This window comes from Vibrio sp. 99-8-1 (genome assembly GCF_013114595.1).
In the GTDB taxonomy this organism is placed as follows: domain Bacteria; phylum Pseudomonadota; class Gammaproteobacteria; order Enterobacterales; family Vibrionaceae; genus Vibrio.
The window spans coordinates 1-14,942 of record NZ_VTXE01000004.1; the positions used below are offsets into that span (position 1 = coordinate 1).

The window sequence follows — 14,942 nt, forward strand, 5'->3', positions numbered from 1 at the left end:
GTATCGACAACGTTTTCTACGGTAAAGCCGAACATCTTAAAGAGTTCGCCTGCCGGAGCTGACTCACCAAAGGTTGTCATACCGATGATGCGGCCGTCAAAACCAACATACTTGTACCAGAAGTCAGCAATTCCTGCTTCAACAGCAACACGAGCGGTTACGTCTGAAGGCAGTACCGCTTCACGGTAAGCTGCATCTTGCTTGTCAAACACGTCAGTTGCAGGCATGGATACGACGCGTACTTTCTTGCCTTCTGCTGTTAGCTGAGCCGCCGCTTCTGTTGCAAGTTCTACTTCTGAGCCTGTTGCAATCAGAATTAGCTCAGGTTTGCCATCACAATCTTTTAGTACATAACCACCTTTGGCAATGTCCGCAACTTGTGCTTCGCTGCGAGGTTGTTGAGCTAGGTTCTGACGAGAGAAGATAAGCGATGTAGGGCCATCTTTACGCTCAATAGCAAACTTCCACGCTACCGCAGATTCTACCTGGTCACATGGACGCCATGTGCTCATGTTCGGAGTCAGACGAAGAGAAGATACCTGCTCTACCGGTTGGTGAGTCGGACCATCTTCACCCAGACCAATGGAGTCATGAGTGTACACTTGAATGTTTTGCACTTTCATCAGTGCCGCCATACGCAGTGCGTTACGTGCGTATTCCATAAACATTAGGAAAGTTGCACCGTAAGGAACAAAGCCACCATGAAGCGCAAGACCGTTCATAATCGCCGTCATACCAAACTCACGCACACCGTAGTGGATGTAGTTGCCTGATGCATCTTCTGGTGTGATAGATTTAGAGCCAGACCACATTGTCAGGTTCGATGGTGCAAGGTCAGCAGAGCCGCCCATAAATTCTGGTAGCATAGCACCAAACGCTTCTAGTGCGTTTTGTGACGCTTTACGAGATGCGATGTTGGCAGGGTTCGCTTGTAGGTCAGCAATGATTTGAGAGGTCTTTGCTTCCCACTCTGCTGGTAGCTCACCGTTTACGCGGCGTTTGAATTCTGCTGCAAGCTCTGGGTATGCTGCTTCATAAGCTGCAAATTTCTCATCCCACGCTGCTTCCTTAGTTGCGCCTGCTTCTTTCGCATCCCACTCTGCATAGATTTCCGACGGAATTTCAAAAGGACCGTGCTCCCAACCAAGTTCTTTACGTGTTGCTGCAATTTCTTCAGCGCCTAGAGGTGCACCGTGACAATCGTGTGAACCTGATTTATTTGGTGAACCAAAACCGATGATGGTCTTAGTACAGATAAGCGTTGGCTTGCCTGTTTCTGCCTTCGCAGCTTCAATGGCGGCATTGATTGCTGCTGCGTCGTGACCATCTACTGCCGGAATTACGTGCCAGCCGTACGCTTCAAAACGCTTAGGTGTGTCGTCAGAGAACCAGCCTTCCACTTCACCGTCGATAGAGATGCCGTTGTCATCCCAGAACGCGATTAGCTTGCCAAGACCTAGAGTACCTGCCAGAGAACACGCCTCATGAGAGATACCTTCCATTAGACAGCCGTCTCCCATAAACACATAAGTGTTATGGTCAACAATGTCGTGGCCTTCTTTGTTGAACTGCTCAGACAGTGTTTTCTCAGCCAGTGCCATACCCACAGCGTTTGTGATGCCTTGGCCTAGAGGACCCGTTGTGGTTTCAACACCCGGAGCGTAACCATATTCTGGGTGACCCGGTGTTTTAGAATGAAGTTGACGGAAGTTTTTTAGGTCATCAATTGACAGCCCGTAACCAGTCAGGTGAAGCAAAGAGTAAATCAGCATTGAGCCGTGACCGTTAGACAGGATAAAGCGGTCGCGGTCAGCCCACTCAGGGTTTTGTGGGTTGTGGTTCATGTGGCCACGCCAAAGGACTTCAGCGATGTCCGCCATACCCATAGGAGCACCCGGGTGACCAGAGTTGGCTTGTTGTACACCATCCATGCTTAACGCGCGGATTGCATTAGCGAGTTGTTTACGTTCCATAAATATTTCCAAATTTAAGATAATTTGTTTAAAAAATGTCGCAGACACTTTTATAGAATTTCTATTTTTCGACGAAAGAAAACACTACAGCTATGGAGGTGACTGTAGTGCTAAGCTGCTTACTTAATTAAAGTTTTGCAGCGATCATTGTCTCAAGTTTGCCTTGGTCAACGGCGAAGTTACGGATGCCTTCTGCTAGTTTCTCTACTGCCATAGGATCTTGGTTGTGCTCCCACAAGAACTCTGAGTGAGTCAGTGGAGCTGGGCGATCTTTTAGTTCAGTCGCCGCAACGAGTTTCTCAACAACGTCACCTTCAGCTTCTTCCAGCTCTTTTAGTAATTGCGGAGCGATAGTTAGACGGTCACAACCTGCAATTTCAAGAATCTCACCGATGTTACGGAAGCTTGCACCCATAACTACTGTGTTGTAGCCATGTTCTTTGTAGTAGTTGTAAATAGCAGTTACAGAAAGTACACCTGGATCTTCGCTAGCGGCAAAGTCACGACCTTCTTTCGCTTTGTACCAGTCCATAATACGACCAACAAAAGGAGAGATAAGGTAGGCACCTGCTTCAGCACATGCACGAGCCTGTGCAAATGAGAATAACAAGGTTAGGTTACAGTTGATGCCTTCTTTTTCTAGTACTTCTGCAGCACGGATACCTTCCCACGTAGAAGCAAGTTTGATAAGAATACGATCGTTGCTGATACCAGCATCGTTATACATCTTAACTAGTTGACGAGCTTTCGCGATGCTGCCTTCAGTATCGTAAGAAAGACGAGCATCAACTTCAGTAGAGATACGACCAGGAATAGTGGTTAGGATTTCTTTACCAATGTTTACCGCAAGCATGTCGCAAGTATCTTGAACTTGTTGTGCTTTATCATCGCTTTGTGTTTTCGCGTAAGCAATTGCTTGGTCAATTAGAGGTGCGTATTCTGCAATTTGAGCGGCTTTAAGAATCAAAGATGGGTTAGTAGTGGCGTCTTCTGGTTGATACTTACGAATGGCTTCGATTTCGCCTGTATCTGCTACTACTGTCGTTACTTTACGAAGTTGCTCTAGTTTATTGCTCATATCCGTCGTCCTATCCTGTTAAGGCTTAATATGGTCATTTATGTACTTGCCATTCGCTCAAATAAAGCAAATGGTCGAGAGTTTTCAACCCTGTTCAAAAATGCGTGAACATATGGAACACTGTTGAAGAATTGATGTGTTCAAATTAGCGGATCTGCACGATAAGTCAATCATTGAAGCCTGCGAAAAGTGATTTTGGTCAACCTTTACTAGGATTAATAATAACCAAACGTTTGGCTGGCTTTTTTCCTATCCTCAATGGCTATAATTAGCGCTTTTTATTGGGTGAGCATATGTAATGGTGCGTAGCATATGCAATGGCTAATGGCTTATGTTATATTTGCTGAATTCATAGATTAACTAGCCATAGTTATACTCGAGACAGACTAGTTATGCTCGTGACAGACTAATAATGTTCATGAAAGAGAGCTATAGAGGAAGATATGACTCGATCACAAAGCGATATTTCAGCTCAAAGTACCGACTTATTAACCGAAGTGTCCGTCGCTTATTATCAGGATGGTGCTACTCAGGAAGAGATTTCTAAAAAATTTGCGATTTCCCGCGCTAAAGTTGGCCGGATGTTAAAGCAGGCACGAGATGAAGGAATCGTGGAGATTACCGTTAAGTACCATCCCGTGTTTAGTGCAAAGATTGAGCAGAGACTGATTGATCAATTTGGAGTAAAGAGGGCGCTTATTGCTCTTGACCAGCCTAGTGAGCAGTCGCAGCGAACACAAGTGTCAGGGTTAGTATCTAATTATCTGTCTAGTACGTTAAAGGATGGCATGGTAGTGACGGTTGGTCAGGGACGTAACGTGTCAGCGGTCGCCCATCATGTTGGGGTTATCTCGCCTCGATCATGTAAGTTCGTTTGTGGCATTGGAGGTATTCACCCAAGGGGAGGGATGTTCAATGCCGATCATATTTGTCGTCAGTTAGCTAAAAAATATGGTGGAACATCAGAAACATTATACGCTCCAGCGTATGCTGAGAATCGTGAACAGAAAAATGTACTGATGCAGAATGAAACAGTAAAACAGACTCTTGATCTGGCTCGTAAAGCAGATGTTGCTCTGGTTGGTATTGGTGACATGAGTGAAAATAGCTACATGGTCGACTTAGGTTGGTTTACGCCTGATGAGGTGGTTCAGTCGAGATTAAAACAAGGTGTTGTCGGGGACTTCGCTGGTTATGACTTTTTTGATATTCACGGCAATACGGCAATTACGGTGATGAGTGATCGAATTATCGGTTTGGGGATAGAGGAGTTTAGACCTATTTCAGAGGTTATCGCTATTGCTGCGGAGAACAGTAAGCCACTGGCATTATTAGGGGCGTTAAGAACAGGGGTAATAGATGTTATTGCAACTAGCGTAAGCAATGCTTTAACGGTATTAAACCTAGATGAACAAATGAAGTAACAGAAACAATTAGTAAGCGTACATAAGAGGGTACGCTTACTAAGTAACAGGGTTGGCTTGCTTCCAAGTAATCAGTTGAATCCATGCATTTTCTAGTTCGCTTAACTCTTCTTCGGTTAATAGCGAAGCACTAGATAGATGGTTGTTAGCAGTATGCTTGATTTGGACCTTCGCCTGAAAGTCTTTTCTCAACTGAGAAATGGTCGATTCCATGATTACAGCACTCAATAAATAATAAACATGTAAGTTGTTGTAATATGATGCCATTTAAAAAGGATCAATCAATAAAAAAGTGTGATCAAATGGCAGAGATCACACTTTTGTTAGGAATTTTAACGAAATGTCTAAAGTTTTATTAAAAGCTCAAAATAAATCACCTACAAACTGAACAGTTAGCATTCTTCGCTAATTTCATTTCCCTCCAGCTCATGGTTAGTGCATCTAAAATAAGTAATTTTCCCGTTACGCTTGTCCCATAGCCAGAGATGACTTTAATCGCTTCCAATGCTTGAGTTGCACCAATAATACCGACCACAGGAGACATGACACCCGCTTCAACACAAGTTAAGGCATTCTCTCCAAATAGTGCACTTAAACACTGGTAACACGGCTGCTCATCTTGATAGGTAAAGACAGAAACTTGTCCTTCCATACGTATAGCGGCACCTGAGACCAAGGGTGTTTTATTATTAAAGCAAAGTTTATTGAGCTGATTTCTGGTTTCTACGTTATCCGTAGCATCAATAACTAGGGTATGTTTTACGATTTCAGCTTTTAACTGTTGATCCGTGAGCTTTTCTGCAATGGTATTTACGTTTATATATGGGTTAAGTGTGGTCAGGGTTTCTGCCGCGGACACGACTTTTAACTTCCCTATATCCGCATCAGTATGCAGAACTTGTCTTTGTAGATTGGAGACTTCTACCGAGTCAAAGTCTACCATTGTGATCGTTCCAACACCCGCAGTCGCTAGGTATTGGCTGCTTGCACAACCTAAACCACCCGCGCCTATGATAAGAATCGAGCTCTGCTTTAAAGCTTCTTGGCCATCGAAGTCGAAGTTTTTGAGAATGATTTGACGGTTGTAGCGAAGCATCTCTTGGTCTGAAAGAATGTCCATAAAAAACCAGTAATAAGTGATTAAAGTTGACAGTAAAAATAAAAGTAGCAGATGATTGACCTGCTACTTTAACTTGATGCTAATTAGTACATGGTGTGGTTAAACATCTGGATTTGTACTGTGTCGCCCACCTCGACATTGCCTCTGTCTGATTCGATAACAACAAAACAGTTACTTAAGCTCATCGAGCGGAATGCTCCAGAACTTTGGTTACCTGTGCTTTCTACTTCAAATTTTCCGTCTTTTACAGTGTAAACTCCACGCTGGTAGTCGGTTCTTCCCGGTTTCTTTTTAAATGCTGACTTAGTGGTAGCAGGAATGGATTCCGGTGCTTTCCAGTTGGTTTCGCCTGCCAGTTTTGCCAGCAACGGTTGCACAAGGACATAACAGGTAATCGCAGCAGAGACAGGGTTACCCGGCAAACCACAAAAAATGGCGTTGTCCAGTTTACCGTAGGCAAAAGGTTTACCCGGCTTAATAGCCAGTTTCCAAAAACCAATCTCACCCAGCTCTTCTAAGATATCTTTGGTGTAGTCTGCTTCGCCAACACTCACTCCGCCAGACGTCATAACCACATCGGCCAGTTGTTGCGCTTGCTCAAATGTGTCGCTAAGAAGCTTTGGTTCGTCCGGTATAATGCCTAGATCGATACCTTCACAGCCAAATTTCTCTAGCATGGCTTTAATACCATAGCGATTGCTGTCGTAAATTTGCCCTTCTTGTAAACTTTCCCCTAATGGTTTCAACTCATCACCTGTAGAGAAAAAGGCAACTTTGGGCTTATTAAATACTGAAACATGGCTAAAGCCGAGTGAGGCGATCATTGGGATATCTCTTGGTGTTAAACGGGTGCCTTTGCTAAGGACCAAATCACCTTTGGAAATATCGTTGCCTAAATCACGAATGTTATTGCGAGGCTTAACTTCTTGATTGTTGAACTTAATGCCTTCTTCAGTTACCTGAGTCTCTTCTTGCATTATTACCGCATCACACTCTTGAGGAATTTTTGCTCCCGTCATGATGCGAATACAGGTTCCTTTTGGCCATTCACCATCAAATGGTTGCCCTGCAAACGACTTACCCGCTTGAGGTAAGGTATTGGATTTAATGAGATCTTCTCGTCTAACGGCGTAGCCATCCATTGCTGAATTATCAAATGGAGGAACAAAGATTGGCGAGCGTAGGTCTTCGGCTAACACAAACCCGATTGACTCTTCGAGCGCGAGGGTGCTTTTTGCTACATTAACAGTGACGCTAGATAACATTTTCTCTAACGCTTCACTAATTGGCATCAGACCTGGAGTATCACAACAGCCCATAAGGTATCCTTTGTTGTTCTTAATTAACGGTGGAACAATAACATATATCTGCCTTCTTCCCACGTCGCAGGATTCACAGATTATAAATCTCGTTTTTAAGATGTAATTATCGCTGATTCCGAGTATGCTTGTCAGCCATCCAAAAGGGGTAAAGCATACTATTTTAGGAGAGATTATGTCGACTATTAGCGAATCAGCGAAGTTGGTTAAAGATGCGCTAGAGATGCGTGGTTTAGAGACACCGATGCAGTCTAACGATATGACTCGTGAAGAGAAAAAAGAGCGCATTGAATATCACATGCGTGAAGTCCTGCAAATTCTGGATTTGGACTTATCCGATGACAGTTTAGAAGAGACACCAAATCGTATTGCGAAAATGTACGTTGATGAACTGTTTTCTGGATTGGATTACAAAAATTTTCCTAAAATCACCGTCATTGAAAACAAGATGAATGTGAGTGAAATGGTACGGGTGAAGGATATTACCGTGACCAGCACCTGTGAGCATCATCTAGTGACTATCGACGGCAAAGCGGCGGTGGCGTATATTCCACGTGGAAAAATCATTGGCTTATCTAAGATTAATCGCATTGTGCGCTTTTTTGCTCAACGTCCTCAAGTACAAGAGCGAATGACACAACAGATCTTAGTGGCGTTGCAAACGTTGTTAGAGTCAGAAGATGTCGCGGTGACCATAGATGCAACACACTATTGTGTTAAGTCTCGTGGAGTGATGGACGCAACAAGCGAAACCACCACGACAGCCTTAGGTGGCATTTTTAAGTCCAACTCTGCAACACGACATGAGTTTTTACACGGACTAAGATAGCGGCCCCAATGATGTTCATCAGGGCTTGATACTCAAGCGAACTTGGGTATCGATATTATTCGTCGTAGTAGTCTTCAAGGGCGTACGGGTCATCATCTAAAACATGTTCCATTCGTCCTCTTAACTGCTCTAAATGATATTCCAGCATATTCATGGTTTCAATATCACCTTCCGAGCACGCTATATAGATTTGTTGTTCCAAATCTTTGATTTTTTCTCGCATGTTCATAGCTACCTCCTTATGTCGAATAAGCTGAAGACATAACGAGAGTGATACAGATTGAGACTATTTACAGCAACGCTAATATTGCACTCAATTCAGTATCCATCCGTTGTCGAGAAATTAACGGTTCTCAAATCTATTGTAGTCCAACAATCCAAATTCGATAGGTTGATCTTGTTTATACCAAGCAGAAAGTTGGTCGCTAAATTGCCAAAATTCTGGTGACGTTCTTCTAATTCCGAAGCGATCCAATAACTTGATATAATCTTCTTCACTATCAATGGCGCTTAATAATGTGTAGAACTCACCAATATCACGCTCATGCAATTTAAAGAAAGCGGCGGGGTAACTTCCTAACACTCCGCGAACCAGCGTTAAGCTGTCTTTTTCAGGTAAACGATTTGCGTCTTCACTAAATAGACTAGAGATATTTTTATGCGCATTGTTTCTTAATAAGGTAAATAGCTGTTGTTCGCCTTTGTGTGAAGTCACCATAATCATCGAGATTTGTGGAATGGTGGCGGAAGGAAAGCCGATTAAGTGATCTATTTTCGACAGAATTTTATTATTCTCTGCGGTTAAACCAGTATCAACAATTTGGTAGCGATCGCTAAGTACCGATTGGTACTTCTCTTTTAACATATCAAACAGCTCCGACTTAGGATCGTCTGAATGATAGTTAATCGCCGTGGGCTGGCTGAACGGTTTAATATTACGTTGGAAAAACTGGCTCAATGAAGCACTTTGATCTTGATACCAAGAGCTGTGTTCTTTGTGGCGAACTTCATTTGGAATTAACGTCAAGAAGTGGCTTTCTCCTTCTAAGCGTAAAAAGTCCATGTACATACGAGTTACCAATTGGTGACCGAAGTTGCCGTATACATCAAAGCCCGCAACCAATAGGTAATGGATACGTTCGAGCATGGCGTAATCTATAATCCAAGCGGTTTTAGGCTTTTGTCCTACTAAGCCTTTTACTACCGAGGCACTGTCGAAATGACGAAATACTGTTAATACCGCATTGTCGTTTAAGCTATCGCCATGCCAAAGAACGTCTGTGTTCAGTTTTTGGTGTTGGTTAAACCACTTATTGGTAAAATCGGATTTTGCTTGTAAATAACGGGTTTGTTGGTTTGAGTAGTTAATCCAGTTGATAACAGGTTCGATATTGCTCTCTTTTTCGCCCGGTAGAGCGAGGTTTCTCGCTTGATCGATATAGAATTGATTGATCTCTTCATTCGCCATATGTTCTGGGTTTAAGAAGAACACCCAAAATCGATCATTAATAACATTGAGTGCTAGCTGGCCTCGGCATACTGGACCTTTTATAAACGCCATAATGGTGTTGTGTGCCCCATCAACTAAAAAGCTAAAACGGGTCTTCACCGGTATATCTTTAAATGCGGTTAATGGGTTGGCGGCGACCTGCGGAGAGTAGCTTGGTAACTGGCTCACCTGATAATCGGCTTGGAGGAACCATTGTTGCCATTTTGTCATCCTTTGCTCGTTTAAGGCGTAAGGCATATGAGTTTTGTCGACAATAGTGGCTAACTCAGGTATTAAACGATAATACACTCTTTCTACACCGGGGTCGTCATAAGGGCGTCGGGTGGATATACGCTTGATTGGTTTGCCCGGAGGAGTAGCAGAGCGAACCATAGTAAAGAAACGTTTTTCACCATTTAACTCAGAAAAATAGAGATGGAATAGATAGACGTGTTCATAAATATATCGGGCGCTAAGCTGAGATTTAATATCGTTGTTATTTAAAAACACTTCCCATTTTGCTATCTGTTTCTGCTCATCTACTGACATAGGCTTGTGCGCGGCCATTTTTGCACCTGCACTTAACCAATCGATCAGGATATTGAGATCTTCTGTGGCGAGATTAGGCATACCAAATGGCATTCCCCAAGTTGGGTAGTCCGATTCATACTGTGCGTGTTCTTCTACCGTTGGGCACTGCTCTTCGCGATAAATGGAGAAATCAAAATCTTCTAGCTGCTTCTGCTCTGGCTGTGGATAACGCTCTTTTTGCATCAGCATTTTTGCCATAAGGCCAGCTTCAATATTTGGCTGACTGTACTGGCTGCGTTCGTTTAATACCGGATGAAAATCCGCTTCCCGCCACTCTTGCGTGGTTTCTGCATCTTCAAACAGTCGAGTAGGGGAGGAAGCAATTAATCGAGTTCCTTGATAAACGGTATTTTTGCTGCCACCTCTATCTATACCTTGTGGGGAGGACATTTTGTATTGGCAAGGTGCGTCATAGCACGCGTGACAAACCACACATCGGTTATCAATTACAGGCTTAACGTGGTTAATATAGTGCTGGGCTATGGGTGATTGATAGGGGACTTCTCGCTCTCTAACAACTTCATCGCCAAAAAGGCTATCGTAGTTAAAGCCAGCATAAGTCGCACAACCAGAGAAGAAAAGCACAGCAATGATAGCGATAATATGGCGATTGTTCATAGATAGAAGTAATTCAAAACGTATATAAATAACGAATGATTATATTATTTCTGTTCGGTTTTGGCGAATGGCGGATAGTAAAAAGGCTTACCAGATTATGGTAAGCCTTCAATATTGAGAGAGAGCACGTTAGGTCGTGCGATACTCTTTTAACACTTCATTAAGGTTTCGTGATGCGTGGCTTAATTCTGTAACGCCACTTGCTGAGCTTTCAGCAACGCTTCGAATCACATCTGATTGGCTGCGAATATCGCTTAACTCAGTCGCAATGTCGTTGGCCACTGCGCTTTGTTCATCGGCGGATGTGGAGATTTGTAAACTCATATCCATAACCGATTTAGCGGACTCAGCAATAGACTCAACATCCTGACCAATTTCAGATACTAAATCACTACTTGTTTGCGCTTGTTTCACTGTATCTTGAGTTTTTGCTGCGATAACTTTGGTTTCGTTTTGCAGTTTCTCAATCATCGCTTGGATCTCAACAGTCGCATCTTGAGTTCGGCTAGCCAGAGTTCGTACTTCATCAGCAACCACGGCAAAGCCACGGCCCTGCTCACCAGCACGAGCAGCTTCAATCGCAGCATTAAGTGCCAGAAGGTTAGTCTGTTCAGATATGGCATTGATGGTTGTAATAACGTCATTGATTTGAGTGGTGTTCTCAGTCAATGTTTCTACCGAGTCTGATGCTTGAGATATGTAGCTAGATAACTGTTCAATTTCAGCAATCGCATTATGAACACGTTGCTGACTCGCATGGACATATTTTGCATCGTTTTCAGAATGTTCCGCTGCTTGTTTAGCAACATTTGATACTTCTTGCGCAGACGCCGTCATCTCTTCCATAGCAGTTGCGACAGAGTCTAGAGAGGAGTGCTGATAATTGATCTGCTGTTCACTCTGTTTTGTCTCTTGTGCAAATGAGTCAGCGGTCGTCTCTAAAGTTGTTGAACTGTCTTTAACCGTAACCACTAACTTGGTTAAGGTATCCATGGAGTCATCAAGGGCACAACCTATGGTACCAAACTCATCTCGTCCTGCATGAAAGCCGAGTCGAGACGTTAAATCACCATCGGCAATTTTAAGTGTGGTTTGCCATAAAACCCAAAGTGCGCCACCTAAAAAGGTTGTTAGCCAGTAACAAAATAGGATAAATGGAATCGCCCACAAATAGGTTAATAGTAGTGAGGTAAATGCTTGGTCTTTGGCGCTATCTTCTGACGCTAGTACCGACTCTGTTAATGATGCGTACTGCCCATCTGGCGTTTTAACCACGGCAGTGACACTATTTTCATTACGAATGGTTTTTCCCGATGAACGAGAAAGCGTTACCCCAAGCTGCGAAAGTTTGTCTACGGAGCCAAATTGCGAAGAGCTGGCAACAAGTCCTTGTAGCTTCGCTTCTGTAGCAATTACTGATTGGTTTTCAATACGATCAATTGAATCACTATAACGGCCAATGGCAGTTGCGCTAAGGGCAATTATAAATAGGATAAATAATACCCAAAATTTGTCATTGATTGACATCTTAATAAAAAGACGATCTATCAGTCTAAAGTTAGTCTCTTTCATGAAGGCTCCAACGTATTCATGTTTTGTAACAAGTACACTACACATTTTAGATGACAAACTGCCAAACATGTCTCACTTAATTGCAATTTGTTGTTACTTTTAATGTAAAGATGAGATGACAACCGATTTACCAATAGAAACAGTTATTAGAGTTAATGTACTAATGCATTTTTAAAAAAGCATTTGTTAAGTGAATTTATCGCAGAAAATCACAAAAAAAGAGATATCTCAGAATAAATAAATATATAAATTTACTTCGAATTGTCATATAACATTGTTTTACTGTTTAGGATAAAACAGGATATTACTTCTATTAAGGATGAAATAATGGAAAACTTTACTGATATAGATGGCCTAGAGTTGCTTGATGCGCTTGAAATTGGCTTTGATCTTACCGACTACCAACCCGAAGTAGATTCAAGCGAAGAAGGCTCTTTATGATCTCTGCGCTTTTAGCTGCCTCAACTGTTGATAGCCAACAAGTGCTATTTTTTAATAAAGAAAGATAGCACTTCTGTTACACACCTAATACCACCTCTTTATTGTTCAAATCTCTCTATTATCGTTTTACTTTCAGCAGAGCGCGCATTCTTCTCGCTGGTGTCAAATAACGTTCGGTTCTGATACAATCTTGACCCCATTTTTTCTGGTGCTCGTAATGTCATCTAATACTCGTTCTTCTAACTCTATAGCTGCTCATGAACTCTCTTCTGAGAGCATTACTTTTTCTGATCTACCATTGCAATCAGCACTGATTTCACGCGTGACAGAACTTGGTTTTAAGCATCCTACCGCTATTCAAGAAAAAGCGATCCCACATGTATTGGCAGGAGAAGATATTTTAGCTGGAGCGCAAACAGGAACGGGAAAAACCGCCGCATTTGGTCTGCCAATCATCGAAAAATTGCTGAATGCCGAACCTAAGCCTGACGACAAAAGTATCCGTGCTTTGGTGTTGGTACCGACACGAGAGTTAGCCCAACAAGTTTATACTAGCCTGTGTGATTACAGCCAAGATATGGGGTTACACATTGTGGTCGCCTATGGTGGAACCAGTTTAAATGTTCAGCGTGATCTGTTACGCAAAGGTGCCGATATTTTAGTGGCGACACCGGGCCGCTTGCTTGATCATGCCTATACCAAAACGATTGTGTTGAATCGTACCGAAATGTTAGTACTGGACGAAGCGGATCGAATGCTTGATATGGGCTTTTTGCCGGATATTCAACGAGTCATTCGTAAGTTGCCTGCTCAGCGTCAAACCATGTTGTTCTCGGCCACGTTTGACAATCGAATCAAAAAGCTGGCTTACAAAATTCTTAATAACCCAGTCGAAGAGCAAGTGACACCGAGTAACAGCACAGTAGAAACAGTTGAGCAGATTATTTATCCGGTAGATAAGAGACGTAAAAGTGAACTTCTTGCGTACCTGATTGGATCGCGTAACTGGCAACAAACCTTGGTGTTTACCAAAACTAAGCAAGGTTCTGATGCGTTAGTAAAAGAGCTCAAACTGGATGGTATTAAAGCGGCATCTATTAATGGTGATAAGAGCCAAGGAGCAAGACAGAAAGCCTTGGATGATTTTAAAGCGGGTAAAATTCGTGCCCTTATTGCTACCGATGTAGCCGCAAGAGGGATCGATATTCAAGAGCTTCAAGCGGTTGTTAACTATGATTTGCCGTATAAAGCGGAAGACTATATTCACCGTATTGGTCGAACAGGACGAGCAGGCCATCAAGGGCTGGCGGTATCATTTATGAGCCGTGACGAAGAGTATTTATTGAAAGCGGTTGAGTCTTTATTAGATCAAAGGTTGCCTCAAGAGTGGTTGCAAGGTTTTGAACCAAGCTTAATTGCCGATCTGGAGACAGAACAACCGACTAAAAGACTGAGTCGTTCTGCTGAAAAACGAAAAATGAAAGCGAAGCTGAATATTCATAAAAACCGAGGGAAAAGACGTTAAGCGCTATTGTTGATTCTTGATTACTTTTTCCCTAAATGAAAAAAACGCTGACGTACTAGGTCAGCGTTTTTTTTAATTGTGAGAGTTGGGTATGCAAATAATTGTGCTTTATTTTGAACCTGTATCCTGCGGCTTATCTGTTACTCGCTATCATATTCCTGACACTGTTCTTCAAACTTACAAGCAAGTGGCAACATCAACTCTCGTAATGTCTCTGGTTGAAGGTAATCTTGTTTCGCTATATTCAAGTAACGTGCAAGTTGTCGGTTAAACAGGTTCCAGTGATGGTAAAGTGCTTCATCGGCATCATTAGTTTGATCAAGCCAAATCTGTTTCATCATAGGATTAAGGCTATGTGCTCCGTGTGCGAACAAAATTAATTGCCACTTTACCTCAAACATATTGACCGGAAAGTCAGGATTTTCACTATTGTGTAAGTCTGTCAGATCAAGCATGGTTTGTTCGAAATTGCCGTGTTGATCAATAAAATAGTCAAAAAACTCACCCTCTTGCCTTACTGCATCAGCGGCAAATTGTATTGGGTAAGGCACTATTAAAGTGTGCGCGAGTAGCTTAACGGCAAATTGATAGAGAGATAAATTGGCTGGATTATTTTTAGGTAACTCAGCAATCAACGCGGAAATGTACTCTTCCATATAATCGTGGAGGGCGTCACTAATGGCATACCAGATCTGCTCTTTGCTACCAAAGTGGTGTCGGATCAAACTGTGCGATACACCTGCCGCTTCACTAATATTTCGTAAAGACACTTTTTCATATCCACTTTTACAGAACATATTGCCTGCTACACAGAGGATATGCATTTTTGTTTCTTCTGATGTTTGAGCGCTACGACGCCCTTGTTTTCTCTCTGCCATTGTTAACTTCTCATCTACGACCCACACGTTTTACCAGATTTCATTCTAGTCGTCATTAAATTTTATTGTCCAAGTGTAAAATAAG

12 protein-coding genes are annotated in these 14,942 nt (G+C 42.6%); 3 read left to right on the forward strand and 9 right to left on the reverse strand.

From position 1 onward, the window contains the following. Both tkt and tal read right to left on the reverse strand, forming a co-directional pair. A partial coding sequence (gene tkt, locus F0227_RS02715; RefSeq protein ID WP_171751632.1) for a transketolase occupies nucleotides 1-1,973 on the reverse strand: 1,973 nt, incomplete at its 3' end. A gap of 127 nt (nucleotides 1,974-2,100) precedes the next feature. Continuing rightward, the gene (gene tal, locus F0227_RS02720; RefSeq protein ID WP_171751633.1) at nucleotides 2,101-3,051 is read right to left on the reverse strand and encodes a transaldolase; all 951 of its coding nucleotides are present in this window, start codon (nucleotides 3,049-3,051) and stop codon (nucleotides 2,101-2,103) included. Nucleotides 3,052-3,494: 443 nt separating this feature from the next. Between tal and F0227_RS02725 the strand changes: the two genes are divergently transcribed. Beyond that, a complete protein-coding gene (locus F0227_RS02725) occupies nucleotides 3,495-4,475 on the forward strand; it encodes a sugar-binding transcriptional regulator (protein ID WP_171751634.1) in 981 nt (326 codons plus the stop codon). Nucleotides 4,476-4,514: 39 nt separating this feature from the next. Here the strand turns inward: F0227_RS02725 and F0227_RS02730 are convergent, their stop codons facing one another. From F0227_RS02730 to moeA, 3 genes are all read right to left on the reverse strand, one after another. Continuing rightward, nucleotides 4,515-4,688, reverse strand: coding sequence for a hypothetical protein (locus tag F0227_RS02730; RefSeq protein WP_171751635.1), 174 nt, complete (start codon nucleotides 4,686-4,688; stop codon nucleotides 4,515-4,517). Between the two features lie 160 nt (nucleotides 4,689-4,848). Then, nucleotides 4,849-5,595 carry a molybdopterin-synthase adenylyltransferase MoeB gene (gene moeB, locus F0227_RS02735; RefSeq protein WP_171751636.1) on the reverse strand — a complete coding sequence of 249 codons (747 nt, stop codon included), beginning with the start codon at nucleotides 5,593-5,595 and terminating at the stop codon, nucleotides 4,849-4,851. 83 nt (nucleotides 5,596-5,678) lie between these two features. Next, complete coding sequence (moeA, locus tag F0227_RS02740; RefSeq protein WP_171751637.1) at nucleotides 5,679-6,914, reverse strand: molybdopterin molybdotransferase MoeA; 1,236 nt, start codon at nucleotides 6,912-6,914, stop codon at nucleotides 5,679-5,681. A 175-nt stretch (nucleotides 6,915-7,089) separates the two neighbouring features. Here moeA and folE point away from each other — a divergent pair, with 175 nt between their 5' ends. Beyond that, a complete protein-coding gene (folE, locus tag F0227_RS02745; protein WP_171751638.1) occupies nucleotides 7,090-7,743 on the forward strand; it encodes a GTP cyclohydrolase I FolE in 654 nt (217 codons plus the stop codon). 55 nt (nucleotides 7,744-7,798) lie between these two features. Here folE and F0227_RS02750 read toward each other — a convergent pair whose 3' ends face one another. The 3 genes from F0227_RS02750 to F0227_RS02760 all read right to left on the reverse strand — a co-directional run bounded on the left by F0227_RS02750 (nucleotide 7,799) and on the right by F0227_RS02760 (nucleotide 12,013). Further along, a complete protein-coding gene (locus F0227_RS02750; protein WP_171751639.1) occupies nucleotides 7,799-7,972 on the reverse strand; it encodes a hypothetical protein in 174 nt (57 codons plus the stop codon). Nucleotides 7,973-8,086: 114 nt separating this feature from the next. Next, a complete protein-coding gene (locus F0227_RS02755; RefSeq protein ID WP_171751640.1) occupies nucleotides 8,087-10,441 on the reverse strand; it encodes a fatty acid cis/trans isomerase in 2,355 nt (784 codons plus the stop codon). A gap of 129 nt (nucleotides 10,442-10,570) precedes the next feature. After that, nucleotides 10,571-12,013, reverse strand: a complete 1,443-nt coding sequence (locus F0227_RS02760) for a methyl-accepting chemotaxis protein (RefSeq protein WP_171751641.1) — start codon at nucleotides 12,011-12,013, stop codon at nucleotides 10,571-10,573. Between the two features lie 658 nt (nucleotides 12,014-12,671). Between F0227_RS02760 and F0227_RS02765 the strand changes: the two genes are divergently transcribed. Further along, nucleotides 12,672-13,979, forward strand: a complete 1,308-nt coding sequence (locus tag F0227_RS02765) for a DEAD/DEAH box helicase (RefSeq protein ID WP_171751642.1) — start codon at nucleotides 12,672-12,674, stop codon at nucleotides 13,977-13,979. Nucleotides 13,980-14,119: 140 nt separating this feature from the next. On the opposite strand, the gene F0227_RS22010 is transcribed toward F0227_RS02765, so the two are convergent. Beyond that, on the reverse strand, nucleotides 14,120-14,857 hold the full coding sequence (locus F0227_RS22010) for a TetR/AcrR family transcriptional regulator (protein ID WP_171751643.1): 738 nt from the start codon (nucleotides 14,855-14,857) through the stop codon (nucleotides 14,120-14,122). Between the last annotated feature and the right edge of the window lie 85 nt (nucleotides 14,858-14,942).

Coding starts and splice junctions, on each gene's coding strand:
- F0227_RS02730 (WP_171751635.1), bottom strand. CDS start 4,688: ATGGAATCGACCATTTCTCAGTTGAGAAAAGACTTTCAGGCGAAGGTC.
- F0227_RS22010 (WP_171751643.1), bottom strand. CDS start 14,857: ATGGCAGAGAGAAAACAAGGGCGTCGTAGCGCTCAAACATCAGAAGAA.
- F0227_RS02765 (WP_171751642.1), top strand. CDS start 12,672: ATGTCATCTAATACTCGTTCTTCTAACTCTATAGCTGCTCATGAACTC.
- folE (WP_171751638.1), top strand. CDS start 7,090: ATGTCGACTATTAGCGAATCAGCGAAGTTGGTTAAAGATGCGCTAGAG.
- F0227_RS02725 (WP_171751634.1), top strand. CDS start 3,495: ATGACTCGATCACAAAGCGATATTTCAGCTCAAAGTACCGACTTATTA.
- F0227_RS02755 (WP_171751640.1), bottom strand. CDS start 10,441: ATGAACAATCGCCATATTATCGCTATCATTGCTGTGCTTTTCTTCTCT.
- moeA (WP_171751637.1), bottom strand. CDS start 6,914: ATGGGCTGTTGTGATACTCCAGGTCTGATGCCAATTAGTGAAGCGTTA.
- moeB (WP_171751636.1), bottom strand. CDS start 5,595: ATGGACATTCTTTCAGACCAAGAGATGCTTCGCTACAACCGTCAAATC.
- tal (WP_171751633.1), bottom strand. CDS start 3,051: ATGAGCAATAAACTAGAGCAACTTCGTAAAGTAACGACAGTAGTAGCA.
- F0227_RS02760 (WP_171751641.1), bottom strand. CDS start 12,013: ATGAAAGAGACTAACTTTAGACTGATAGATCGTCTTTTTATTAAGATG.
- F0227_RS02750 (WP_171751639.1), bottom strand. CDS start 7,972: ATGAACATGCGAGAAAAAATCAAAGATTTGGAACAACAAATCTATATA.